Source organism: Pseudomonas sp. KU26590, from assembly GCF_026153515.1.
In the GTDB taxonomy this organism is placed as follows: domain Bacteria; phylum Pseudomonadota; class Gammaproteobacteria; order Pseudomonadales; family Pseudomonadaceae; genus Aquipseudomonas.
In genome coordinates, this window is sequence record NZ_CP110644.1 from 4,671,455 (window position 1) to 4,694,729 (window position 23,275).

The window sequence follows — 23,275 nt, forward strand, 5'->3', positions numbered from 1 at the left end:
ACTAACGCCAATATGTCGATCAATAGCGCCTAACGGACACATCCGCATGCGCACTGCTACTACCGGCTCCTTCCCGGCTAACACCGGTCCCACTAGAACGAGCGGGAGCCGCTTGTCAGACGTTGCGTCGACAAACGGCTCAGCGATTAATCCTAGTTATTTCAGGCCAGACCGCCCTGGATCACGCGCATCACGGTCACGCGACGCTGGCCGGGATTGTCTGCAATGAGCCGGGACAACGCGGCTTGCCACTTCAATATGTCTTTCTCTTTGGAGAGCATCATCAGTTGCTCCCAGCCCATCGGTCCACGGGGGCCAGCCTGCTTAGCGGCTTTCTCGGGACTGTCTTCGCGTTTCAAGAGGTTTGCTGCAATTTCCGAGAGAGTACTCATGGCCGGCTCCTGGCATGCGTGTCGTAGCGCATGCCGATTCAAAACTAAAGGTGATTTCAGGAGTGCCTTCGCGCCAATTTTCAGTGATCGAGGCCGCCTGTAACAGGGCTGTAGCAAAGTTCAGACCAACCGAGGCATGACCATCCATTGTTGATTTTTCCCTTCAGCGCTGCCAAGGAAAGACCGGGCCGATCACCCTCAATTTTCCGCTGTGAATAAATCCGTCACGCTGAGCGTTTGACCACTCCACCCTGCCTGAGGTGTAACGCCAGCGTGTCACTTCATTACAAATGTTTGTCGAATTTGTTACAGACTTGAGAAATCTTGATACATTTTCCGCAAAATCGCTGGACGATCGTCCCAACCCTGTGCCAGTTTTTCCTCGCTTCATGCATCAAGCGAGTGATTGGATGACCTCGCATCTGAGGTCATTCGGTCGTTTTTTCCACGCAGACAAGGATATGTCTGAATGTCGAAACTTAAACTCAATGCCCTCGGCGTAACGCCGCAGGGCCCAAGCGCTGCCTACAACCAAATCAACACGTTCAGCCACCAGTACGATCGAGGCGGCAGCCCGATCAATGGAAAACCGTCGTACACGGTGGACCAGGCAGCCGACTACATCTTGCGGGACCATGCCGCATGGGCAGACTCAAACAAGAGCGGCACGATCGAGTTGACCTACACCTTCCTGACCAGCAGACCCGCCGATTTCGATCGCACCCTGGGCACGTTCAGCGCCTTTTCGGCGCTGCAACAATCCCAGGCCAAGCTGTCGATGCAGTCGTGGGCCGATGTCGCGAAAGTCACCTTCACCCAAGCCAACTCCGGCGGTGACGGGCACATGACGTTCGGCAACTACAGCGGTGACAACGGCGGCGCGGCGTTTGCCTACCTCCCTGACAGCGGCTCGTATGCAGGCCAGTCCTGGTACATGATCAACAGCAGCTACCAGGTCAACGCCAACCCTGGCACCAACAACTACGGGCGCCAGACCCTCACCCACGAAATCGGCCATACCCTGGGCCTGTCGCACCCCGGCGATTACAACGCCGGCAACGGCAACCCGACCTATGCCGATGCCACCTATGCCCAGGACACTCGCGGCTATAGCGTGATGAGCTACTGGAGCGAAACCAACACCGGGCAGAACGCCAAGGGGGCCTACGCCTCGGCCCCCTTGCTCGACGACATTGCCGCCGTACAGAAGCTGTACGGTGCCAATCTCGCGACACGTGCCGCAGACACCACCTACGGGTTCAACTCCACGGCAGATCGTGACCACTACTCGGCGACGTCCTCGTCGTCCAAGGTGGTGTTCGCGGTATGGGATGGCGGTGGAAAGGACACCCTGGACTTCTCCGGCTATACCAACAACCAGAAAATCAACCTCAACGAGGCTTCGTTTTCGGATGTCGGCGGCCTGGTGGGCAACGTGTCCATTGCCAAAGGTGTGGTCATCGAAAACGCCATTGGCGGCTCGGGCAATGACCTGATCATTGGCAATGGCGCAGCCAACGAACTCCGTGGTAACGCCGGCAACGACATCATCTTCGGTGGCGGCGGTGCCGACAAACTGTGGGGTGGTACGGGCGCGGATACGTTTGTGTTCGCGGCCAGCAGCGACTCACGGCCGTCGGCCCCGGACCAGATCATGGACTTTGTCAGCGGTCAGGACAAAATCGATCTGTCAGCCATGCCGGAGTTTGCGACAAGCCACATTCCGCTGACGTTCGTCAGTGCGTTCAGCGGCACGGCGGGTCAGGCCATGCTGTCCCAGATCAGCACGGGCAGCACCTTGTCGATTGACTTCACGGGCGACCGTGCGGCCGATTTCCTGGTTAACACCGTAGGGCAGGCCGCCACGACTGACATCGTGGTTTAAGCCTGAGGGGGCGGCGTGCAAACGCCGTCCCCGCCTGACCCGGAGCAGATCAATGAATTGGAAAACCGCGGCGTGTCTGTTCACGACGCTTTTCACCTTAAGCGGAGCACCCCTCATGGCCAGCAGCCTACGTCTCGCGAGCCCCGCCGAACTGGCGGGACCCTGGCAGTTTTACGCCAAGGACGACGCGCAGAAACCCTGCACGTTGATTCTGCAAGAACAGGACGGCCAGCTCGCCGGGGATCTGGCCTGCGCCGGTCACTGGTTGGGCGGAACACCGGCAACCTGGTACCCGACGCCTGATGGCATCGCGCTGGTCGACAACCACGACGAACTGCTGGTGCACATGGGTCGCCAGCGAGAAGGGTTCTACATGGCCCAGCTGCCCGATGGCCGCACCCTTTTTCTGCAACGCGAAGCCGCAAGCGCCACCCCACGTTCCTGACTCTTTTTTTCAAGGATGAAACCTTATGACCCAAGGCCGGCCAAGCCCCCTGCCGCGCGCGCCTATGTGGGCCACGCTCAAGGCCTATAAAGGCATCCTGCTCAGCGTCGGCGCCTTCACCGCGCTCATCAACCTGTTAATGCTGGTGCCCTCGGTCTACATGCTGCAGGTTTACGACCGGGTGCTGTCATCGCAAAACGAAACCACGCTGGCAATGCTGACCGTGATGGTTGTCGCGTTTTTCATGTTCATCGGGCTGATGGAGGCCATACGCAGCTTTGTGGTCATCCGTATCGGCAGCGATATGGAGCGGCGACTGAACCTGCAGGTGTATCAGGCGGCCTTCGAACGCAACCTCAGCCAGGGCGAAGGCAATGCCGCACAGGCGCTGGGCGATTTGACCCTGGTCCGGCAGTTCGCCACCGGCCCGGCATTGTTCGCCTTCTTCGATGCGCCGTGGTTCCCCATCTACCTGGCGGTGATCTTTCTGTTCAACCCCTGGCTCGGCCTGTTTGCCACGGTGGGTGCGTTGGCACTGATCGCCCTGGCCTGGCTGAATGAAACGCTGACCCGCAAGCCGCTTGCCCAGGCCGGGCATTTTTCTGTGGCATCGAGCCAGTTGTCCGGCAGCCACCTGAATAATGCCGAAGCGATCCAGGCCATGGGCATGCTGGTGCCGCTGCGCCAGCGCTGGTTCGCCTTGCACAGCCGGTTTCTGGAGCGGCAAAACCGCGCGAGCGACATCGGCGCGCTGATCGGCTCGTTCAGCAAATGCCTGCGTTTGTGCCTGCAATCACTGGTGCTGGGGCTGGGTGCCCTGCTGGTCATCGAAGGCCAGATGAGCGGCGGCATGATGATCGCCGGCTCCATCCTGATGGGGCGTGCGCTGGCCCCGATCGATCAACTCATCGCGGTCTGGAAACAGTGGAGTTCAGCGCGGCTAGCCTGGCAGCGGCTCGACGCCCTGTTGATCGCGCACCCCGAGCGTCCAGCGCCCATGCCCCTGCCCGCTCCCACCGGGCATATCAGTGTCGAGCAAATCAGTGCCGCACCGCCGGGGCGGACCACCGTGACGCTGCAGCAACTGACTTTCGCCGTAAATGCCGGAGAAACCCTGGGTGTGCTGGGTGCGTCCGGCTCCGGCAAGTCAACGTTGGCCCGGGTGTTGATCGGGGTCTGGCAACCCCTGGCCGGGGTGGTTCGTCTGGACGGTGCAGAACTGCATCGCTGGGACCGCAACGCTCTGGGCGCCCATGTCGGTTATCTGCCCCAGGACATCGAACTGTTCAGCGGCACCATCGCCGACAACATCGCACGCTTTACCCGCGCTGATCCGCACCAGGTGGTGACCGCTGCCCGCCTGGCAGGCGTGCACGAAATGATCCTGCGTCTGCCCCAAGGCTATGACACGCCATTGGGCGACGGCGGCTCCGGGCTGTCCGGCGGTCAGAAACAGCGCGTGGCTCTGGCCCGTGCGCTGTACGGCGAGCCGAAGCTGGTGGTGCTTGACGAGCCCAACTCCAACCTCGACAGCAACGGCGAAGCCGCATTGGCCGCTGCCATCGCCCAGCTCAAGGCCCGCGGCTGCACAGTGATTCTGATTACCCATGGCTCTGCCGTCCTGAATCAGGCAGACCGCCTGTTGGTACTCAACGACGGACGTCTGCAATTGTTCGGTCCCGCGGGTGATGTCTTGAGGGCGCTCTCCGGTGCCCAGCCCGCGCCTGAACGGCCGCAGGGGGTGAGCTTCAGTCGCCAGCTCGGCGCGCAGCAAGGAGGTCAGCGCCATGAATGAACACATCCTTAAACCCGAACGCAGCGCACAGTTTTTCGTCAGCGCAGGCTGGTGGCTGGCCCTGCTCGGTGCCGGGAGCTTTTTCCTCTGGGCTGCCCTTGCCCCGCTCGACCAAGGCATTGCAGTGCCTGGCACGGTGGTGGTTTCGGGCAAGCGCAAAGCGGTGCAGTCGGTGGACAGCGGCGTGGTCAGTCGCATCATGGTGCGCGAGGGCCAAGTGGTGCATCAGGGCCAACCGTTGTTCCTGCTTGACCACACCCAGGTCCAGGCCGACGTGCAATCGTTGCGCGCCCAGTACGAACTGGCCCAGGCCAGCATCGCCAGGCTCCAGGCAGAACGGGACGGCAGTGTGCAAGTGCGCTTTCCCGAGGCCCTGTTACAGAAGGCATCTCCACAGTTGCTCGGCGTACTGGAAGGCCAGCGGCAGTTGTTCAGCAGCCGTCACCAGGCGTTTCAGCGATCCCAGGCAGGCATTCATGCAAGCATCGAAGGTGGCATTGCCCAACTCGCCGGCATGCGCCAGGCGCGCAATGACCTTCAAGCCCAGGCCGAGTCATTGCGCCAGCAACTGGAAAACCTCCGGCCGCTGGCCGAGCGCGGCTACATCGCCCGCAACCGCTTGATGGACTACGACCGGCAACTGTCGCAGGTGCAACGTGATCTGGCACAGAACACCGGTGACACAGGCCGGGTCGCTCAGCAGATCGAGCAATCACGGCTGAGCCTGCAACAAGGTGTCGAGGAGTATCAAAAGGAGGTGCGCGGACAACTGGCCGATGCGGAGCTGAAAAGCATCACGCTGAGTCAGCAACTGGCCTCGGCACAATTCAGCCTGACCCACAGTGAAATCAACGCACCCGCCGATGGCATCGCCGTGAACCTCTCGGTGCACACCGAAGGCGCGGTGGTGCATGCCGGTGAATCGCTGCTGGAAATCGTGCCCCAGGGCGAAGGCCTTGAGATCGAAGGCCACCTGCCGGTGAACATGGTCGACAAGGTGGCCGAACAGCTGCCAGTGGATGTGCTATTCACCGCGTTCAATCAAAGCCGTACGCCGCGGGTGAACGCCACGGTCAGCCTGATTTCCGCCGATCAGCTGCTCGACGAGCGCAGTGGCCAGCCGTATTACATCGTGCGCAGCACTGTCACCGACCAGGCGCTGGCCAAACTCAAGGGCCTGGTGATCAAGCCCGGCATGCCGGCGCAGATGTTCGTCCGCACCGGCGAGCGCTCTCTTCTCAATTACCTGTTCAAGCCTTTGATGGATCGCGCAGGCATGGCACTGACCGAGGAATAGGATGTTTCGGTACATGAAAATCTGGCTGGCAGCGCTGCTGTGGATCAGCGCCAACATGCAGGCCCAGGCAATGGGCTTGTTTGACGTTTATGAGCAAGCCTTGCGTAACGACCCGGTCTTCCTCGGCGCCATGAAAGAGCGTGACGCGGGGCTGGAGAATCGTAATATCGGCCGTGCAGGGCTGTTGCCTCAGGTGGCCTGGAACTACAACAAGGGCCGCAACGACTCCAGGGCCACGTACAAAAGCGACGAGCGCCCCAGCTCCCGCGAGGACCGTCACTACAACAGTTTCGGTTCGACGTTGAGCGTGCAGCAGCCGATCATCGACTACGAGGCCTACGCCAATTACCGCAAGGGCGTGGCACAGGCCTTGTTTGCCGACCAGGCCTTTCGAGGCAAAAGTCAGGAGCTGCTGGTGCGGGTGTTGTCCGCGTACAGCCAGGCGCTGTTCAGTCGCGACCAGATCGAGATTGCCGAAGCGAAGAAGAAAGCATTCGAGCGGCAGTTCGAGCAAAACCGACAGATGTTCGATCAGGGCGAAGGCACCCGTACCGACATTCTGGAAGCCGAATCACGTTACGAACTGGCCGGTGCCGAGGAAATCGAAGCGCAGAATGAGCAGGACGCTGCGTTGCGTGAGCTGGGGGCCTTGATCGGCGTGCCCGAGGTGCGCATCGACGAACTGGCGCCCCTGCGCACGCCGTTCAACTTCCTGGCGCTGACGCCCACCACCTATGAGGCGTGGAATGCCATCGCCCTGAGTGAGAACGCTGACCTCGCCTCCCAGCGCCAACTGCTGGAAGTCGCGCACCAGGAGGTGAAACGCAATGTCGCCGGGCATCTGCCCAAGCTCAACGCCTACGCCACGGTGCGCAGCATGGAATCCGACAGCGGCAATACCTACAACCAGCGTTACGACACCAATACCATTGGCCTGGAAATCAGCCTGCCGCTGTACGCCGGCGGTGGCGTCAGTGCCTCCAGCCGCCAGGCCAGTCGTAGTCTGGAACAGGCGGAGTATGACCTTGAGGGCAAAACCCGTGAGACGCTGATCCAGCTGCGCCGCCAGTTCAACGCTTGCGCCACGGGCGTACGGAAAATCCGCGCTTACGACAAGGCATTGGCTTCAGCGCAGGCCTTGGTTGTCTCCACCCAATACAGCATCAAGGGTGGCGAGCGGGTCAACCTGGACGAGCTGAATGCGCAGCAACAGCTTTACAGCACGCGTCAGGACCTGGCGAAGACTCGATATGAGTACTTGATGGCCTGGATCAAATTGCATTACTACGCCGGCACCTTGACCGCCGAGCAACTGGCGCGGGTCGATGAGGCATTTGGCGCGGGTCGGTCGTACCGCTAAACATCAGTGACCGTCTGGGTAAAGTCCAGTCCAGCGGTCCTGGTCCCCGAGAGAGCAGTTGTAACTGCATATGCATGACGCCTAAATGCGGTGAACTATGTTCCTTGGGAGTTGATCCCAAACCATGCGCACCCTGCGCGGCCCTGATGGGTCAGTTCATCTGCACAGCGTAAGCATCAGTAAAATAGGGAGCCGTTTTGAACACTACTACCCATCTTGATTACCGAAGCCCGCCAGGTCCGCTGCACGCAATATTGCTGGCCGGCACCGTCCCGCTGTTTCTCGGCGCATTGCTGAGCGACATCACTTACTTTCAGACGTACCAGATTCAATGGAGCAACTTCGCCTCCTGGCTTATCGCCGGCGGGCTGGTGTTCTGCGGACTCGCCGTGCTGTTTGCACTGGTCAATCTGATCCGCGCCGATCGCAAAGCCGGTCGCCCCGTGGTCTACCTCGTCCTGTTGGTGGTGACCTGGGCACTGGGGCTCGTCAACGCTTTTGAACACGCCAAGGATGCCTTCGCCAGCATGCCGTCGGGCCTCATTCTCTCTGCTCTGACCACGCTATTGATTGGCGTGACGGCGTGGCTGGGACTCACCAGTATCCGTTCGGGAGAAGGACAATGAGCCACTCGATCAAACTGACCGCGATCAGCATGGCGTTGTTGTTAAGCGGCTGCGGTGACGCAGGGGATAACACCCAGTCGTTGGGTCCTGACCCGAAAATGCCGGCCGCCCAGCGCGGTCTTTTACCCAGCATGAAGATTGCAGAACCGGCGTTGTGGGGCGATCAAAAGCCGACAGTCCCGGAGGGTTACAGCGTGACGGCCATCGCCGCCGACCTGCAGATTCCTCGCCAGACGCTCGTGCTGCCCAATGGCGATATTCTCGTGGCTGAAGGTCGTGGCGGAAGCGCTGCGAAGCTCAAACCCAAGGACGTGATCGCGGGGTATATCAAGGCCCAAGGCAATACTAAGGTCAAAGGCGGCAACCGCCTGACCTTGCTGCGCGATGCTGACGGGGACGGCGTCTACGAGACGAAGACTGTGTTCGCGGAAAACCTTAACGCGCCCTACGGCCTGGCGTTTGCCAACGGCAAGTTGTACGTGGCCAACCAGGACGAACTGGTCCGTTTCGACTATGCAGAGGGTCAGACCAAAGCCAGCGGCCCACCGATCAAGGTCACGGACCTTCCCGCTGAAATCAACCACCACTGGACCAAGTCACTGGCCGTCAGCGATGACGGACGCACCCTGTATGTCGGCATCGGTTCGAACAGCAACGTCACAGAACGCGGTATGGAGGTCGAACTCGACCGGGCGCGGGTCTGGCAGGTAGATGCCGAGGCCGGGGCCCACAAAGCGTACGCGACCGGCATACGTAACCCGACGGCGTTGACCATCCAGCCGAAAACCGGCCAGTTGTGGGCAGTGGTCAACGAGCGCGATGAACTGGGGCCGGATCTGGTACCGGATTACCTGACCTCGGTGCGCGAGGGTGCATTTTATGGCTGGCCTTACAGCTATTGGGGTCAGAACGTGGACACGCGTGCTCAACCGCAAAACCCGAAAATGGTCGCCGCCGCCATCAAGCCCGACTACAGCCTCGGGTCTCACGCCGCTGCGCTTGGCGTGGATTTTTCCATCCCGGCGATGGGCGAGAAGTACGCCGAAGGCGTGTTCATTGGCGAACACGGCAGTTGGAACCGGGAGAATCCGGTGGGATACAAAGTCGTTTTCGTACCGTTCAGCAATGGCCGCCCTAACGGTGCGCCGATTGACTTCGCAACCGGCTTTCGGGGTGCCGACGGAAAAACCCGTGGGCGGCCAGTCGGCGTGACGGTCGACCCACGCGGTGCACTGATCATCGCCGATGACCTGTCGAACACCGTGTGGCGGGTCACTCGCAATCGATGAAGCATGATTCCAGGCAGGGCAATCCTGCCTGGAATGCACAAGGGCCGTTACGCTCCCATGGCGTGGGTTGATTCATGGGACTTGATAGGGCGAATATCCGTCGTATCCCCATTGATCCGGCATCTGGCCAACGGAGCGCAGGCTTTTGAATCCACCCACCGTTTCCCTAGAATCACCTGACCAGCCGGAAGTCATCGCCCTCATTGAAGCGCTGGATGCCTATCAAATGCCGCTCTACCCGGCGGAGAGTCACCATGGCATCGACATAAAAGCACTGGCTTCGGACAATACCGGCTTCGCCGTTGCACGCGCCAGTGATGGAAAGGCCGTGGCGTGCGGAGCGCTGGTGGTGCACCCGACCTACGCCGAGCTGAAGCGCATGTTCACGCAACCTGCATTCCGCGGGCAGGGTCTGGCCGGCAGGATTCTGACTGTTCTGGAAGACGAGGCCCGGCGACGAAGCTGCGTGCGAGTCATGCTTGAGACCGGGTATCTGCAACACGAAGCCATCTCGTTTTACGCGCGCAACGGGTATCAGCGTCGGGGCCCCTTTGGTGATTACCAGGACGATCCCAACAGCGTGTTCATGGAAAAGCTCCTGCCGCAGTGAGAAGAGCGCGACACCTTCCCACCCCGCTCCCCATGGACTCACGCCGAAAATCAGGCCGGCAATTGCCCCTGACCGCTCTCGATGATTTTTGCGAAGTTCATGACGTTCTCGACGTACTTCGGATCGCCCACGCCGCCGGCATCCGCGGGGTTGTCCTTGTTGACCTTGTCCGGGCCCGAGTTGTAGGCGCGCAGCGCCGAGTTCCAGTCACCGAAGGTCTCTTTCTGGTCACGCATGTACAGCGCGCCGGCCATGATGTTGTCGTGGGCGTTGTTCACGTCAGCGTTGCCGAGCTCTTTGGGGTTGTCTCGCTTGAGGGCCGCGAATGTGTCGGCGTTGACCTGCATCACGCCCGCATCGGTCTTGCCGTTGACGTTGGTAGTGTCCTGGCCCAGCTGGCCGCGCGACTCGGCCCAGATTTGTCCGGCCAGAATGCTCGGCGGTACGCTGGTGGCGTTGGACGCTTCCATGATGTCCTCGCGGTAGTCTTCCAGCTGGGGCGGCAAATGCAAGTCGCCTGAACCGCTGAGGGATGTGTCGCTGTTTACCGCGCCAGCGTTGGCAGCGGGCGCGGCGGCGGCTTGAGCAGCGCCAGCACTTTCAGCACCACCGCCGGCACCTTCCGCAGCGCCACCACCACCGCCCGCACCCTCGGTCGCACCGCCACCTCCTCCGCCGCCCCCAGTAACCGCGTTGTTCTGCGCGGCCTGATTACCGGTCTGGTTGGGGTTGTTCTGCATCAGCATTTGCATCAATTGAATGATCAATGCCATGAGCTGCTGGGCGATGCCGTTCTGATCCGCGCCACCCGCAAGAGGGTTGGCGGCGTTGGTGTTCGCGTCCTGGTTTTCAGGCGATCCGAAATTGACCTGGGACTGCCCGGCATGGGCGAACAGAATCGAACTCGCGTCGAGGGCCTGACCGGCGCCGGCGCCGCCGCCCAACGAATTGCTCTGGCCGGGCTTGCCGCTCAGGGATGAAAAATCCGGATGGGCGGCGGGATCGCTCAACGGCCGGATCTGGGAAATACCGATACTCATGATCACTTACCTCTTTCGGGTGAGGAAACATCAATGGGCTTTGGGGATGCCGAACTGATCGAGGACCGGGTCGACGTTGTGATCGAAGGCCTTCTGGGCCTTGTGCTTCTTGACGGCTTCGATGATGGCGGAGATGCCGAAACCCAGGCTCATGGCGGCGTCGGCGATCCAGCCAATCACCGGAATCGAGGCACCAATGGCCGCACCGGCGGCCAGCCCTGCGGCCTCTCCCACGACCATGCCGGCAACGCGACCGCCGACTTTCGCCGCCACCTCGCCCAGCCCTGCGCGCCCGGCGGATTTCGCCACGGCGTCGTAACCGGTCTTGGCCGCAGACAGGCCGGATTTGGTGCTGTCGTAAATCGTCCTGGCGGCATCGGATTTGTCGCCGCGGGCGAGCATGTCCGAGACCGAGGCAAAGCCTGCCACCGAGCGCAGCGCCGACGGCCCCATATTCGAGGCGACTTGTGCGGCCATCGACGGCGCGTGGTCTTTATCGCCTTGGGCGTTTTCCAGCACCTTGCGGCCGCTCTTGGTGTCTTGCAGATGGTGGAAGGTCGAATCCACATAGCGCGATTGCTGGCTCTGCACGAAGGTGTCCGGCAGTACGCTGTCGTAGGCGGCCTTCTGCGCGTCGGCGCTCTGCAGCGCCTCCTCGCCATCGGCTTTTTTCTGATCGAGCAATTGCCGGACGGCACCGCCCTCACTGAAGTTGCGCACGTACGAATCCTGAACCTTGCCCTGCAGATCAGGCCGCTGCCCCAGTACCTGCTGCGCTGTCGGCACAGTGGCATTGTCGCCGAGCAAGTCTTTCTGCATCTGCAGCTGCGCCGACAACCCGCCCAAGGCGCTGCTGTAATCAGCGTTCGGCTTGTCCTTTTTGGTAGCCTTGTCGGCGGTGTTGAGGTCAGCCTGCAGGGCCTCGCCGCTGTTGACCTTCTGCATCTGTTCGTTGACGGCTTTCTGCAACGTCGGCGTGCTGGCGACCAGCGCCCGCGACTGCTGCGGTATCTGTTTGTCGAGGAAGGCTTGCACGTCCGGATCGGCCTGCAGCTGGCCGATCTTTTCGTTCAGCGCATCTTCGGTCTTGCCGGTTTTGCGCAGGTCCTGGCCGGCGACGACGCTCTGCTGGGTCTGCTGCAGCTTGACCATGACCGCGGCTTTCTGCTCGCCGCTGTAGGCCGACGGGTTGTCGAAGACGTCCTTGCCCAGCTTGGAGATGTCGACGTTGGCCACTGAATTGAGGGTGGCGGCATCGCTGAGCACGCTGGCAAATTCGCCGCCGTTGGTGGGCGCCTGCTTTTTGATCCAGTCGCTGATGTTTTTGGCGTTGAACAGCTTGTCCGGGCTGTGGGCAGCCAGCGAACGACCGCTCAGGCCACCCTGATCGATCTGGGTGAGAAACCCGGGCTGCGACCAGGTTTTCGCCGCCTGCTTCAACGGCCCGCCCAGGCCCGGGTTGTCGTTCTGAATCGCCTTGAGGCCATCGGCGCTGGTCAGGCCATCGACCTTGGTTTTGCCGTCGGCGCCTAGCGCATGCTTGGGGTCGGCGGCCTTGGTCAGGGGTTCGTTGGCACGCATCATCGCAGCGCTGCGGACCATTTCAAGGGATTGAGGGTCGGCGTCCGGATGATCTTTCTGGTAGTTGGCAATGTCCTTGTCCGCGCTGTCGGCGGCTTTTTGCATGTTCTTGGCGAAGGCCTTGAGGTCGCCGTCGGTGATCTTGCCGTCCGCCTTGCCACCGTGCTTGCCCGTGTCGACAGCGGTTTTCAGCGACGGGTTGGCGTTGATGAAGTCCATGGCCTTGGCCGCGTCCGGGCCTTTTTCCGCGGCCATGCGCGCGGCGGCGATGGGTCGATTCAGCTCCTTGGCCGCTTGGTCGCGTTGATCCGCTGGCAGGTTGGCGACCATTGGCGCCCAGCGTTCAAGCTCCTTGGGCGACGAATATTTCGAGTCATCGAGAAACGCAGCTTCGGTGGCTTTGGGTTCCTCGGCTTTAGCGTCCTCGGCCGGTTTCGCCGCCTCGACCGGCGCTGCGGGGGCAGCGGCGTTCACCTGGGCGACAGGCTGCGGATTGCCCGTAGGAACGGCACCAGACGTGGGCGCGTTTTGCGTAGCGGTGTCTGGAGATGATGTGGCGGTCCCGGGCGCCGACTGAGCCTGCCCCTTGAACAGCTGTATGAGCTGAGTCAGCGATGAAAGCAATTGCTGTTCAGTGCTTTGAGCCTTTCCAGAAGGGCTGTTGCCAACAAATGCACTGTTCGCCGGCAACTGCTGGTTCGAGGCGCCGAAGCGGATATTCGGATCGACGCCCCCCTTCTGTAACAGCGCCGGTTTGGCGTCGGTCAGCGGCGATCCCTCGGCGACATCCGCGCCGGCAGACTGAGGGGCAACGCCGTTGTAAGGAGTGCTTGAGATACGCATGAGGTCGTCATCCGGGTATGGGGATGGCAACTGTGTGGCTGCTGCGCCGCGTCGGTTCCGATAAATGTTGCAGTTTGTTTCTCAACTACCGAGCGGGCAGCCAGCCCCGCTTGATACGCGATGCTTTTTAGTGGGACCGGCTTCAGCCGGGAAGAGGCCTGAATGAACACCCTCAATCCTGCGGCGTGACGCCCGACGCCTTCCCGGCTAAAGCCGGTCCCACAAAGTTTGCGGTCCGTCAGCGCCACTGGATGCACGCGATGCTTTTAGTGGGACCGGCTTCAGCCGGGAAGAGGCCTGTGTGAGCGCCATCGATTCTGCGGCGTGACGCCCGACGCCTTCCCGGCTAAAGCCGGTCCCACAAAGTTTGCGGTCCGTCAGTGCCACTGGATGCACGCGATGCTTTTAGTGGGACCGGCTTCAGCCGGGAAGAGGCCTGTGTGAGCGCCATCAATCCTGCGGCGTGACGCCCCACGTCTTCCCGGCTAAAGCCGGTCCCACAAAGTTTGCGGTCCGTCAGTGCCACTGGATGCACGCGATGCTTTTAGTGGGACTGGCTTCAGCCGGGAAGAGGCCTGTGTGAGCGCCATCGATTCTGCAGCATGACGCCCGACGCCTTCCCGGCTAAAGCCGGTCCTACACAGTCCGCGTTCAACCAGTCTCACCAGAGTCAGGCAAACGGGTCCATCTGCCGCTTGAGTTGCTCCCGAGCCCGGGACAGGCGTGAGCGCACGGTGCCGATCGGCACGCCGAGGGACGACGCGGTTTCCTGATAATTGCCGTCCATTTCCAGCGACACCTCGATCACCCGCTGCATGTTCGCCGGCAGCGTGCCGATCGCCCTGACGACCTGCATCAACTGACGATGGCCGTCGACCTGATGGCCGATGTCGCCATGGCTGTCGGGTTCGGAATGGGTGTGGTCTTCCCAGCTTTCCTGATACGGCTGGCGGTACATCTTGCGAAAGTGGTTGCGGATCAGGTTCAGCGCGATGCCGCACAGCCAGGTCTGGGGTTTGCTCGCGTGTTGAAACTTGTGCTCGCTGCGCAGCGCTTCGAGAAAGGTGCTTTGCAGAATGTCGTCGACATCTTCCGGGTTCATGACCCGCTTCTGAATGAAGCCGCGAATCATCTTGATCTGATCACTGGTCAGGTGACGAATCCCCTGGGCCGGACGGCGCACTGGGGAGTCAATGTCGAGAATCGCAAGGTTGGAAAACATCAGGGCTCTTCCTTGTTTTGAGTGTATTAGCCCTATAGCGATATGCGTGCCATCCATAAAAATCATATAAACCATTGATTTTTATAAGATAAATAAATTTTCAAGAACAAGGCTGTGCAAATCTTTGCGCGAACACGCTGTTTCTCCGACGAGATTTGGCACAGATGCCTCTGCGCGCAAATAGATGGAACCGCTTTGCTGCCGCGCTCCACTCAGAGCCCATGACCAGGCCCCGAACCGAGCTATCCAGAGCCGACTTATGAAGATCGCCGCCCCCTCTGCCCCACAGGCATTGCAAACCCCTGCGATCACGCCGGCAAAAATGCAGGCGCCTGCGCCGGCGCCGCTGCATGTCAATCCGCCGAACGTCAATGGGACCTCGCCGCAACAGGTCGCGCGGTTCGCTTCGGCATTGGTTCAGCAGAGCCGCAGCCTCAGCCAGCGGGAACTGCTCGCCAGCGGCAACGCCCTGCAATCAAGGGCGGTGAAACTGGGCGAGCTGTACCAGCTGTTGATGGGCAGTCAGGACAAAGGCCTCGACGATGCCGCGCGTAACCTGCGCAAGCAGCTGCAAAACCAGAACGCGTCGAGCCTGGCGCAGATTCTGAGTTACACCGACGGCGACCCGGCCAAAGCCCATGTGATGCTGCAAGCGGCGAGAAAGCAGGCCCAGGCCGACGGTGAAATGGGCGAGCACGTGGTGCTGAGCCAGCAGCTCAAGCAGCTGCGTCGCCAATACGGCAAACGCACCCGCGCCGGCATCAACAGCGCCAAGGCGTTTTCCCGGCCGACCTCGGAAAAGCGGCGCGGCGCCCTGCGCAATCTGTACAGCGTGGCGGTGGCCGGGCAGCAGAACATCACCGGACTGATCGACGCGCTGATCAACGAGCAGGAAGAGCCCGGCGAATTCGAGCTGAACCTGCGGGACATGCGCAGCGCCCTCGCCGACGATCTTTCATCGCTCACGCCGTCCACCTCGCCCCAGCAACTGCGCACCTTGATGCACGGCCTGAACACCGCGCGGCACGTCACCACCCTGCTGCGCAGTTGCGAGCATCTGCTGGGCCGCATGCGCAACAAGAACCCCGGGCTGCAAGTGGACGCGGCGGCCTTTCTCAAACACCTGCTGGCACTGTCGGGCAAGGGCATGAGCCTGGGTGAAACCCTGCAACTGACCCAGCACATCGGCGGCAAGCAGCTCAAGCATCAACTGGCATTTCTCAACGGGCTGCGGCCCATGCTGCAACAGCTGCCGATTCTGCTCTGGCGCGATCTGAAAAGCCGCCAGAACGCCTTGGGCAACCTGCTCATTCTCATGGCCGAACTGACTCGGCAGGAACAGAACCAGCTCCAGGGGGGCCTCGCCTGATGGATCGTGTCATTAACCTGCTCAATTCGATCGCGCACGCGGCCATGCGCCGCTCGGAAATCGTCGGTGCATTCGTGGTCATCGCCATCGTCTTCATGATGATCACGCCGCTGCCCACCGGGCTGGTGGACGTGCTGATCGCCATCAACATCTGCATCTCGTGCCTGTTGATCATGCTGGCGATGCACCTGCCGCGCCCGTTGGCGTTCTCGACCTTTCCGGCGGTGCTGCTGCTGACGACGATGTTTCGTCTGGCGTTGTCGATCTCCACCACCCGCCTGATCCTGCTCAATCAGGACGCCGGGCACATTGTCGAAGCGTTCGGCCAGTTCGTGGTGGGCGGCAACCTGGCGGTGGGCCTGGTGATCTTCCTGATCCTCACGGTGGTGAATTTTCTGGTGATCACCAAGGGTTCGGAGCGGGTCGCGGAAGTCGGCGCGCGGTTTACCCTCGACGCGATGCCGGGCAAGCAGATGTCCATCGACAGTGACCTGCGCGCCAACCTGATCAGCGTCCACGAAGCGCGCAAACGCCGCGCCGAACTGGGCAAGGAAAGTCAGCTGTTCGGCGCCATGGACGGGGCCATGAAGTTCGTCAACGGCGACGCCATCGCCAGCCTGATCATCGTCGCCATCAACATGATCGGCGGCATCGCCATCGGCGTGGTGCAGCACAACATGACCGCCGGCGACGCCTTGCAGGTCTACACCGTGCTGACCATCGGCGACGGCCTGATCGCGCAGATTCCGGCGCTGCTGATTTCGGTCACCTGCGGCATGATCATCACCCGCGTGCCCAGCGGCGAAAACGGCGTCGAAGCCAACATCGGCCGGGAGATCGCCGAGCAGATCACCAGCCAGCCCAAGGCGTGGATCATCGCAGCAGTCGCGATGCTCGGCTTCGCCGCGTTGCCGGGCATGCCGACGGCGGTGTTCGTGGTCATCTCGATCATCTGCGGCGTCGGCGGCCTGCTCCAGTTGCACCGCGCCAAGCCCAAGGCCGAGCAAGCCCAGGTGGTGGCCGTCGCGCCGGAAATGAACGGCCGCGAAGACCTGCGCACCTTCTCCCCCAGCCGCCAGTTCGTGCTGCACTTTCACCCCAGCCAGAACCCGGCGCAGATCGAGGCGCTGGTCAGCGAAATCCGTCAGCGACGTAATCGGCTGGTCGTGCAATACGGCCTGACCCTGCCCTCGTTCATCATTGAAACCAGCGAGCTGTTGCCGCCGGACGAGTTTCGCTTTTCGGTCTACGAAGTGCCGCTGCTGCGGGCCACGCTCAGCCAGACCCACGTCGCGGTGGACGCGCGTTCGGTGGAAGGTTCGCCGGAGTTGGCCGTGTACGGCAGCCTCGAGCGCGAGGAAGGCCAATGGTTGTGGCTGCCGACCGACTCGCCGCAACTGCAGGAAGCACACATCGAACGCATCGACGCGACGACGCTGATCATTGAGCGCATGGAGCGCGCGCTGCAGTCCTGCGGGCCGCAGTTCATCGGTCTGCAGGAAACCAAGGCGATCCTCGGCTGGCTGGAATCGGAGCAGCCGGAGCTTGCCCAGGAAATGCAGCGCGTGCTGCCGCTGGCGCGCTTTTCGGCAGTGCTGCAACGCCTGGCCTCGGAGTGCGTGCCGCTGCGGGCCATCCGGGTCATCGCCGAAACCCTCATCGAACACGGCCAGCACGAACGCGAAGTCACGGTGCTCGCCGACTACGTGCGCATCGCGTTGAAATCACAGATTTACCATCAGTACTCCGGCCCCGAGGGCTTGCTGGTCTGGGTACTGACGCCGGAAAGCGAAGGCATTCTGCGCGACGGCTTGCGCCAGACCCAGACCGAAACCTTCTTCGCGCTGGACAACGAGACCAGTCAGTTGCTGGTGCAACAGCTGCACATCGCCTTCCCGCTGCGCAGCGCCCAACGCGCCGTGCTGCTGGTCGCCCAGGATTTGCGCAGCCCGCTGCGCACCCTGCTGCAGGATGAGTTCTATCACGTGCCGGTGCTGTCGTTTGCCGAGATCAGCAACGCGGCGCAGGTCAAGGTGCTGGGGCGCTTCGACCTGGAAGACGACTTTGAGAGCGATCAAGAAGACGATCCGCACGCGCTGGATAACGAGTACGCCGCTTGAGTGCCTGGAGAGCGTCACATGTTTGAATTACGCGTATTGACCGGCCTGCACCAGGGCGCCGCGCTGCCGCTGGTGGGTGAGCAATGGGGCATTGGCGCTGACGCCGATCAGGATCTGGCGCTGCACGATCCCGGCGTCGAACAGCTGCACTGTCGGCTGCAACGCCAGGGCGAAGGCTGGCTGCTCAACGCGGCCGAAGGCCCCATCGCCGATGAGGAAGGGCATCTTCACGCGAGCACCCTGCTCACCCCCAACACCGCATTTGTGCTGGGTTCGGTGTGGCTCTGCGTTTCCCCGGCAGAAGACCCGTGGCCTTCACTGCCGGCGGTGATTCCCCAAGCGAAGTCCGAGCAGACGGCGCAGACTGAAGCGCCGGCCAGCGCGCCGCTGGAGAAGGTCGAGTCGCGCTCGCGCTTTTTCAATCGCACCACGGGCGTGGTCATCGGCCTGCTGCTCGGCATCGCCGGCAGCGCCTGGAGCCTGAGTCGTAGCGCTACGCCCGTATCAGAGCAAATGGCGATCAGCACGCCGGCGCAGCTACTTGCGCAGCAGGGCAATCAGCCGGCCAAGCCTTCGAACGAGAAGAGCAAAACGACCGAGGCGTCGGCCAAAAAACGTATCCGGCTGACCAGCGTCGATGACGTCAAACGCCAGCTCAACACGATGCTCAGCGAACGACTGCTGAGCGATGTCAGCGTGGAGCAAACTCCGGAAGGCCTGGCGTTGAGCGGCAACCTCAAGCCTGAATCGCAACTGGTGTATCAGCGCATGCTGCAGCGTTTCAAGGACCGCTATGACACGCCGGTCGCGCTGATCGACAACGTCGCCGCCGGGACCAGTGGCCTGCCGTTCACCATCGTGCAGATCATGTCCGGGCCCAACGCGCACCTGGTCACGGCGGACGGTCGCCGGCTGTACGTCGGCGACGAGCTGGCCGGGCTGCGCCTGACCCGCATCGACGACAACCGCATTCAATTCGACGGCGATCGCCACTACGAGGTGAGCTGGTGAACGCGGCGCTGGATCAATGGAAATCCGCTCACCGTCAGCGCCTGAAGGGCTTTTCTGCGGTGAAAGTCAGCGGCCGGGTCAGTGCCGTCAGCGGCATCTTGCTGGAGTGCCAGATTCCCGCAGCCAAGGTCGGTGACCTGTGTGAAGTGAGCAAATCCGACGGCAGCACCATGCTCGCTGAAATCGTCGGTTTTACCCGCGAGTGCACGTTGCTCAGTGCGCTCGGCACACCGGATGGGATTCAGGTCGGCGCGCACATTCGGCCGCTGGGCATGGCCCACCGCATCGGCGTCGATGACAGTTTGCTGGGCAGCGTGCTCGACGGTTTCGGCCGCCCGTTGCTGGGCGATTCAGAAGGCGCGTTCGCCGGCCCCGGTGATCGCCGCGTGACCCTGCCGGTGATCGCCGACGCCCTGCCGCCGACCCAGCGGCCGCGGATCAGCAGGGCGTTGCCCACCGGCGTGCGCGCCATCGACAGCGCGATTCTGCTCGGCGAAGGCCAGCGCGTCGGGCTGTTCGCCGGCGCCGGTTGCGGCAAGACCACGTTGATGGCGGAGCTGGCGCGCAACATGGATTGCGACGTGATCGTCTTCGGCCTCATCGGCGAACGGGGCCGTGAGCTGCGCGAGTTTCTCGACCACGAACTGGACGCCACCTTGCGCGCGCGTTCGGTGCTGGTCTGCGCCACCTCCGACCGTTCCAGCATGGAGCGCGCCCGCGCGGCCTTCACCGCCACGGCCATCGCCGAAGCCTTTCGTGAGCGCGGCCTGAAGGTGCTGTTGCTGCTTGATTCCCTGACCCGTTTCGCCCGGGCCCAGCGCGAGATCGGTATTGCCGCCGGCGAACCCCTCGGCCGTGGCGGCCTGCCGCCTTCGGTCTACACCCTGTTGCCGCGGCTGGTCGAGCGGGCGGGCATGAGCGAAAACGGCTCGATCACCGCGCTGTACACCGTGCTGATCGAACAGGACTCAATGAACGACCCGGTCGCCGACGAAGTGCGCTCGCTGCTGGACGGCCACATCGTGCTATCGCGCAAACTGGCCGAGCGCGGGCATTACCCGGCCATCGACGTGCAGGCCAGCATCAGCCGGATCATCAGCAACGTCACCGGCCGCGAGCACCAGCAGGCGAACAACCGATTGCGCCGTTTGATGGCGGCGTACAAGCAAGTGGAAATGCTCCTGCGCCTGGGCGAATACCAGCCCGGCAGCGACCCGGTCACCGACTGCGCCGTCCGGCTGAACGAGCCGATCAATGCGTTTCTGCGCCAGGACCTGCGCGAGCCGGTGCCGCTAGAAGAGACGCTGGCCGCGCTGATGCAACTCACGTCGCAACTCCCGGAGTGATGGCGTGGAAGAAGCGCTCGAAGTCGACCCGCAAACCCTCGCCATGGAACAAGTCATCAGCGTGCTCACGCCGCTGCGTCAGCATCGCCAGGCCAGTGCCGAACGCGCGCAACGGCAGGCGCAGAAAACCCTGGAGCAGATGCACGAACACCTGCAACAGACTCGCGATTCATACGGGCAGGAACGCCATAACCAGCGCGAACGCCGGCAGGTGTTGAGCAGCGCCCACGTCAACAAAGCGATGTCGCTGGACGACCTCGAACGCTGGCACGAGAAGGAAAACCGCATGCTCGACCGGCTGGCCTATATCCGCCAGGACATGGCCCGCCAGGCGTTGGGTATCGAGGAACAACAGCAGCGTCTGGCCGAGGCGAAGGACGCAGCGAAAGCATCCCAACGCGCCGTGGAAAAACTCGCCTGCCTGGCCGAGGCCCTCAACGAACAAGGTGAATCGACATGAACAGCCCGGTCCAACACACGCCTCGCCCTCAGCCGCAGCCCCGTGCCGAGACGCCCCGCGCGCCCACGCCTTCGCCATCCCCTGCCGCGCCGGGCGATACGCGCCAGCCGTCGGCCACTGTGCGTCGCACCGATGCTGATCGCCTGCGTCGGCTGTGCGATGAATCCGCCTTGCCTGAGTCGTTGAGTGCAGACGGGATGTTTTTTTCCCAACTGTTGGTGCCGCCGGTGACCGAAGAGCAAAGCGAATCGGGCTTCGCCGGCAGCAGCTTCAGCACGTTGTTCCCCGCTGAAGGCGTGCCGACGCAGCTCATCGACGAGCTCGCCCAGCGTCTGCCCCAGCAGCCGGACGGCCCGTTGAGCCTGACCTTGCTGATGCCCAACCTGGGCAAGGTGCAGGTCAACGCCAACAAGCGCGACAACCAGTGGAGCATCGAACTGGGCTTCGCAAGGCGCGGCGTACTGAAACGCTTGCAGCCCCATCAACGCAACTGCGAAAGCGCACTGGAACAGGCGCTGGGCTGTGACGTTGATTTGTCGTTGCACGAGGAGTCGCCAGCATGAATTCGGCCATGAACTCGGACATAAATTCGGATGTGAGCAACGTGGACATGGGTGGATTGGACGTGAACCACCTGAACATCAGCCGTCCGAACACTGTAGGACCGGCTTTAGCCGGGAACCCGTCATTCAGTCCGCTGCAGCTGCGGGAAGTCAGCGGCGACGTCGCTGAGGCCTCGCGCCTGCTGGGTGCCGGCGTGAGCTGCGGCTACACCGCCCAGGGCCAGCACGGCGAACTGACCCTGCGATTGATGCCCGACGATGCAAACCGGGATGGCTCGCCCCTCGCGGGACCGGCTTTAGCCGGGAACGCGTCATCGCTGACGTGGTTCGATAGCGCCACCGGCCCCTTCGCCCTGAGCGACGCCGAAGCGGTGCTCAGCCTGCTCGGCGAACTGCCGGTCACCCTCGGCGGCGAGCACCAGCCGTGGTACTGGCAGTTGGTGAATCAACGCATGAGTACACAACTGGCGGAACTGCTTTGCCCTCTGCGGCCACTCAGCGATATCACTGCGCTGTCCGCCGAGGACGAAAGCCCGGATACCGCGCCGATGACCTGCCGATTGCACCTGCGGCTGGGTTCGCAGGTGTTGCACGCACAGCTCTGCGCCGACGCGCGGGTCCTGCTGCAACTGCTCGGCGGCCACCACTGGCAGCCGCACCGGCAGGACGTGTCGCCAGACTGGCCCATCCGCCAGCCGCTGGTGTTGGGCGAGCTGTCGTTGAGCCTTGATCAGTTGGCGTCGCTGCAACCGGGGGACGTGCTGCTGCCGTCGCTGTGTCATTTCGATGATGAAGGCGGCGGGCGGCTGCAACTGGCGGGTCGGCAATGGGCAGTGCAGACGGACAGCCGCGCAGAGCAGCTGTATGTACGGTTCAGCCACGAGGAAGACTTGGGACATGGTCAATGAAGAATTGTACGAAGACGAGATCGAGGATCTCGCCGACGATGAGTCGAACGAGCACGGTTTAAACGGTAGGACCGGCTTCAGCCCTGAGACCGTTGACCGTGGGACCGGCTTTAGCCGGGAAGCTGTTGAAGCACCGGACCCTCACGCCACTGAAAACGAGTGGCAGGATGAAACCGCCGCCGATGGCCACGCGGACGAATCCTACGCGCCTCAATCAACAACCCAAACCTCCCTCGATTCCCTCGATCAACTCCCGATGGCCCTGACCCTGCGCTGCGGCAGCCTCGAACTGACCCTCGGCGACCTGCGCCGCATCGCTGCCGGCACCGTCTTACCCGTCAACGGCGTCACGCCTGGCTTCGCCACCCTGTGCCATGGCGAGCGCATCGTCGCGGAGGGCGAGCTGGTCAGCGTCGAGGGCCGGCTCGGTCTGCAAATCACGCGCATGGCGTCCAACACATGATCATGGACGGGATGAACCCGGTGATGCTGGCGCTGTTTCTCGGCGCCCTGTCGTTGATTCCGTTTCTGTTGATCGTCTGCACGGCCTTCCTCAAGATCTCCATGACCCTGCTGATCACCCGCAACGCCATCGGCGTGCAGCAAGTGCCGCCGAACATGGCGCTCTACGGCATCGCCCTGGCCGCGACCATGTTCGTCATGGCCCCCGTTGCCCACGAAATTCAGCAGCGGGTTCACGACCGCCCGCTGGAGATGGGCAGCACCGAGAAATTGCAGGCCAGCGCCAACACCGTCATCGAGCCGCTGCAGCGCTTCATGAGCCGTAACACCGACCCGGAAGTTGTGGCGCATCTGCTCGACAACACCCAGCGTATGTGGCCCAAGGACATGGCCGATCAGGCCAGCAAAAGCGACCTGCTGCTGGCCGTGCCCGCCTTCGTTCTGTCCGAGTTGCAGGCCGGTTTTCAGATCGGCTTTCTGATCTACATCCCGTTCATCGTCATCGACCTGATCGTCTCCAACTTGCTGCTGGCGCTGGGCATGCAGATGGTCTCGCCGATGACCATTTCGCTGCCCCTCAAACTGCTGCTGTTCGTGCTGGTGCAAGGCTGGACGCGCCTGCTCGACAGCCTTTTCTACTCGTACATGTGA

General features: G+C 62.2%; 21 protein-coding genes. 17 read left to right on the plus strand and 4 right to left on the minus strand.

Annotated features, from left to right (window positions below; genetic code table 11):
- Positions 1-161: 161 nt before the first annotated feature.
- Positions 162-392 carry a hypothetical protein gene (locus OKW98_RS20780; RefSeq protein ID WP_265386460.1) on the minus strand — a complete coding sequence of 77 codons (231 nt, stop codon included), beginning with the start codon at positions 390-392 and terminating at the stop codon, positions 162-164.
- 469 nt (positions 393-861) lie between these two features.
- Between OKW98_RS20780 and OKW98_RS20785 the strand changes: the two genes are divergently transcribed.
- From OKW98_RS20785 to OKW98_RS20820, 8 genes are all read left to right on the plus strand, one after another.
- The gene (locus tag OKW98_RS20785) at positions 862-2,277 is read left to right on the plus strand and encodes a serralysin family metalloprotease (protein ID WP_265386461.1); all 1,416 of its coding nucleotides are present in this window, start codon (positions 862-864) and stop codon (positions 2,275-2,277) included.
- Positions 2,278-2,392: 115 nt separating this feature from the next.
- Entirely contained in the window at positions 2,393-2,722 is a 330-nt protein-coding gene (locus tag OKW98_RS20790; RefSeq protein ID WP_265386462.1) for an AprI/Inh family metalloprotease inhibitor, read from the plus strand.
- Between the two features lie 25 nt (positions 2,723-2,747).
- The gene (locus OKW98_RS20795) at positions 2,748-4,517 is read left to right on the plus strand and encodes a type I secretion system permease/ATPase (protein WP_265386463.1); all 1,770 of its coding nucleotides are present in this window, start codon (positions 2,748-2,750) and stop codon (positions 4,515-4,517) included.
- Entirely contained in the window at positions 4,510-5,814 is a 1,305-nt protein-coding gene (locus tag OKW98_RS20800; protein WP_108122881.1) for an HlyD family type I secretion periplasmic adaptor subunit, read from the plus strand. The genes OKW98_RS20795 and OKW98_RS20800 overlap by 8 nt, the downstream gene beginning before the upstream one ends.
- Positions 5,815-5,827: 13 nt before the next feature.
- Positions 5,828-7,174: a TolC family outer membrane protein gene (locus OKW98_RS20805; RefSeq protein ID WP_265386464.1), complete on the plus strand. Its 1,347-nt coding sequence runs from the start codon at positions 5,828-5,830 to the stop codon at positions 7,172-7,174.
- Positions 7,175-7,371: 197 nt separating this feature from the next.
- Positions 7,372-7,800 carry a DUF2231 domain-containing protein gene (locus OKW98_RS20810; protein ID WP_265386465.1) on the plus strand — a complete coding sequence of 143 codons (429 nt, stop codon included), beginning with the start codon at positions 7,372-7,374 and terminating at the stop codon, positions 7,798-7,800.
- Positions 7,797-9,089, plus strand: coding sequence for a PQQ-dependent sugar dehydrogenase (locus OKW98_RS20815; protein ID WP_265386466.1), 1,293 nt, complete (start codon positions 7,797-7,799; stop codon positions 9,087-9,089). The genes OKW98_RS20810 and OKW98_RS20815 overlap by 4 nt, the downstream gene beginning before the upstream one ends.
- A 145-nt stretch (positions 9,090-9,234) precedes the next feature.
- The gene (locus OKW98_RS20820) at positions 9,235-9,699 is read left to right on the plus strand and encodes a GNAT family N-acetyltransferase (RefSeq protein ID WP_265386467.1); all 465 of its coding nucleotides are present in this window, start codon (positions 9,235-9,237) and stop codon (positions 9,697-9,699) included.
- A gap of 50 nt (positions 9,700-9,749) precedes the next feature.
- On the opposite strand, the gene OKW98_RS20825 is transcribed toward OKW98_RS20820, so the two are convergent.
- The 3 genes from OKW98_RS20825 to OKW98_RS20835 all read right to left on the minus strand — a co-directional run bounded on the left by OKW98_RS20825 (position 9,750) and on the right by OKW98_RS20835 (position 14,385).
- Complete coding sequence (locus tag OKW98_RS20825) at positions 9,750-10,598, minus strand: lytic transglycosylase domain-containing protein (protein WP_322114190.1); 849 nt, start codon at positions 10,596-10,598, stop codon at positions 9,750-9,752.
- A gap of 171 nt (positions 10,599-10,769) precedes the next feature.
- The gene (locus OKW98_RS20830; RefSeq protein ID WP_265386469.1) at positions 10,770-13,163 is read right to left on the minus strand and encodes a type III effector HrpK domain-containing protein; all 2,394 of its coding nucleotides are present in this window, start codon (positions 13,161-13,163) and stop codon (positions 10,770-10,772) included.
- Between the two features lie 670 nt (positions 13,164-13,833).
- Complete coding sequence (locus OKW98_RS20835; RefSeq protein ID WP_265386470.1) at positions 13,834-14,385, minus strand: RNA polymerase sigma factor; 552 nt, start codon at positions 14,383-14,385, stop codon at positions 13,834-13,836.
- Positions 14,386-14,644: 259 nt separating this feature from the next.
- Here OKW98_RS20835 and sctW point away from each other — a divergent pair, with 259 nt between their 5' ends.
- The 9 genes from sctW to sctR are packed head-to-tail and all read left to right on the plus strand — an operon-like array spanning position 14,645 to position 23,275.
- Positions 14,645-15,754 (plus strand): type III secretion system gatekeeper subunit SctW, encoded by a 1,110-nt coding sequence (gene sctW, locus OKW98_RS20840; RefSeq protein ID WP_416147483.1) that lies wholly within the window; start codon positions 14,645-14,647, stop codon positions 15,752-15,754.
- A complete protein-coding gene (sctV, locus tag OKW98_RS20845; RefSeq protein ID WP_265386471.1) occupies positions 15,754-17,874 on the plus strand; it encodes a type III secretion system export apparatus subunit SctV in 2,121 nt (706 codons plus the stop codon). The genes sctW and sctV overlap by 1 nt, the downstream gene beginning before the upstream one ends.
- A gap of 18 nt (positions 17,875-17,892) precedes the next feature.
- Positions 17,893-18,885, plus strand: a complete 993-nt coding sequence (sctD, locus tag OKW98_RS20850) for a type III secretion system inner membrane ring subunit SctD (RefSeq protein WP_265386472.1) — start codon at positions 17,893-17,895, stop codon at positions 18,883-18,885.
- Positions 18,882-20,231: a FliI/YscN family ATPase gene (locus tag OKW98_RS20855; RefSeq protein ID WP_265386473.1), complete on the plus strand. Its 1,350-nt coding sequence runs from the start codon at positions 18,882-18,884 to the stop codon at positions 20,229-20,231. The genes sctD and OKW98_RS20855 overlap by 4 nt, the downstream gene beginning before the upstream one ends.
- A 4-nt stretch (positions 20,232-20,235) precedes the next feature.
- Positions 20,236-20,691, plus strand: a complete 456-nt coding sequence (locus OKW98_RS20860) for a type III secretion protein (protein ID WP_265386474.1) — start codon at positions 20,236-20,238, stop codon at positions 20,689-20,691.
- Positions 20,688-21,254: a type III secretion system HrpP C-terminal domain-containing protein gene (locus OKW98_RS20865; RefSeq protein WP_322114155.1), complete on the plus strand. Its 567-nt coding sequence runs from the start codon at positions 20,688-20,690 to the stop codon at positions 21,252-21,254. The genes OKW98_RS20860 and OKW98_RS20865 overlap by 4 nt, the downstream gene beginning before the upstream one ends.
- Complete coding sequence (locus tag OKW98_RS20870; protein WP_265386475.1) at positions 21,251-22,162, plus strand: type III secretion system protein; 912 nt, start codon at positions 21,251-21,253, stop codon at positions 22,160-22,162. The genes OKW98_RS20865 and OKW98_RS20870 overlap by 4 nt, the downstream gene beginning before the upstream one ends.
- On the plus strand, positions 22,152-22,625 hold the full coding sequence (locus tag OKW98_RS20875; protein WP_265386476.1) for a FliM/FliN family flagellar motor switch protein: 474 nt from the start codon (positions 22,152-22,154) through the stop codon (positions 22,623-22,625). Before OKW98_RS20870 ends, OKW98_RS20875 begins: the two co-directional genes overlap by 11 nt.
- Complete coding sequence (gene sctR, locus OKW98_RS20880; protein WP_065989234.1) at positions 22,622-23,275, plus strand: type III secretion system export apparatus subunit SctR; 654 nt, start codon at positions 22,622-22,624, stop codon at positions 23,273-23,275. Before OKW98_RS20875 ends, sctR begins: the two co-directional genes overlap by 4 nt.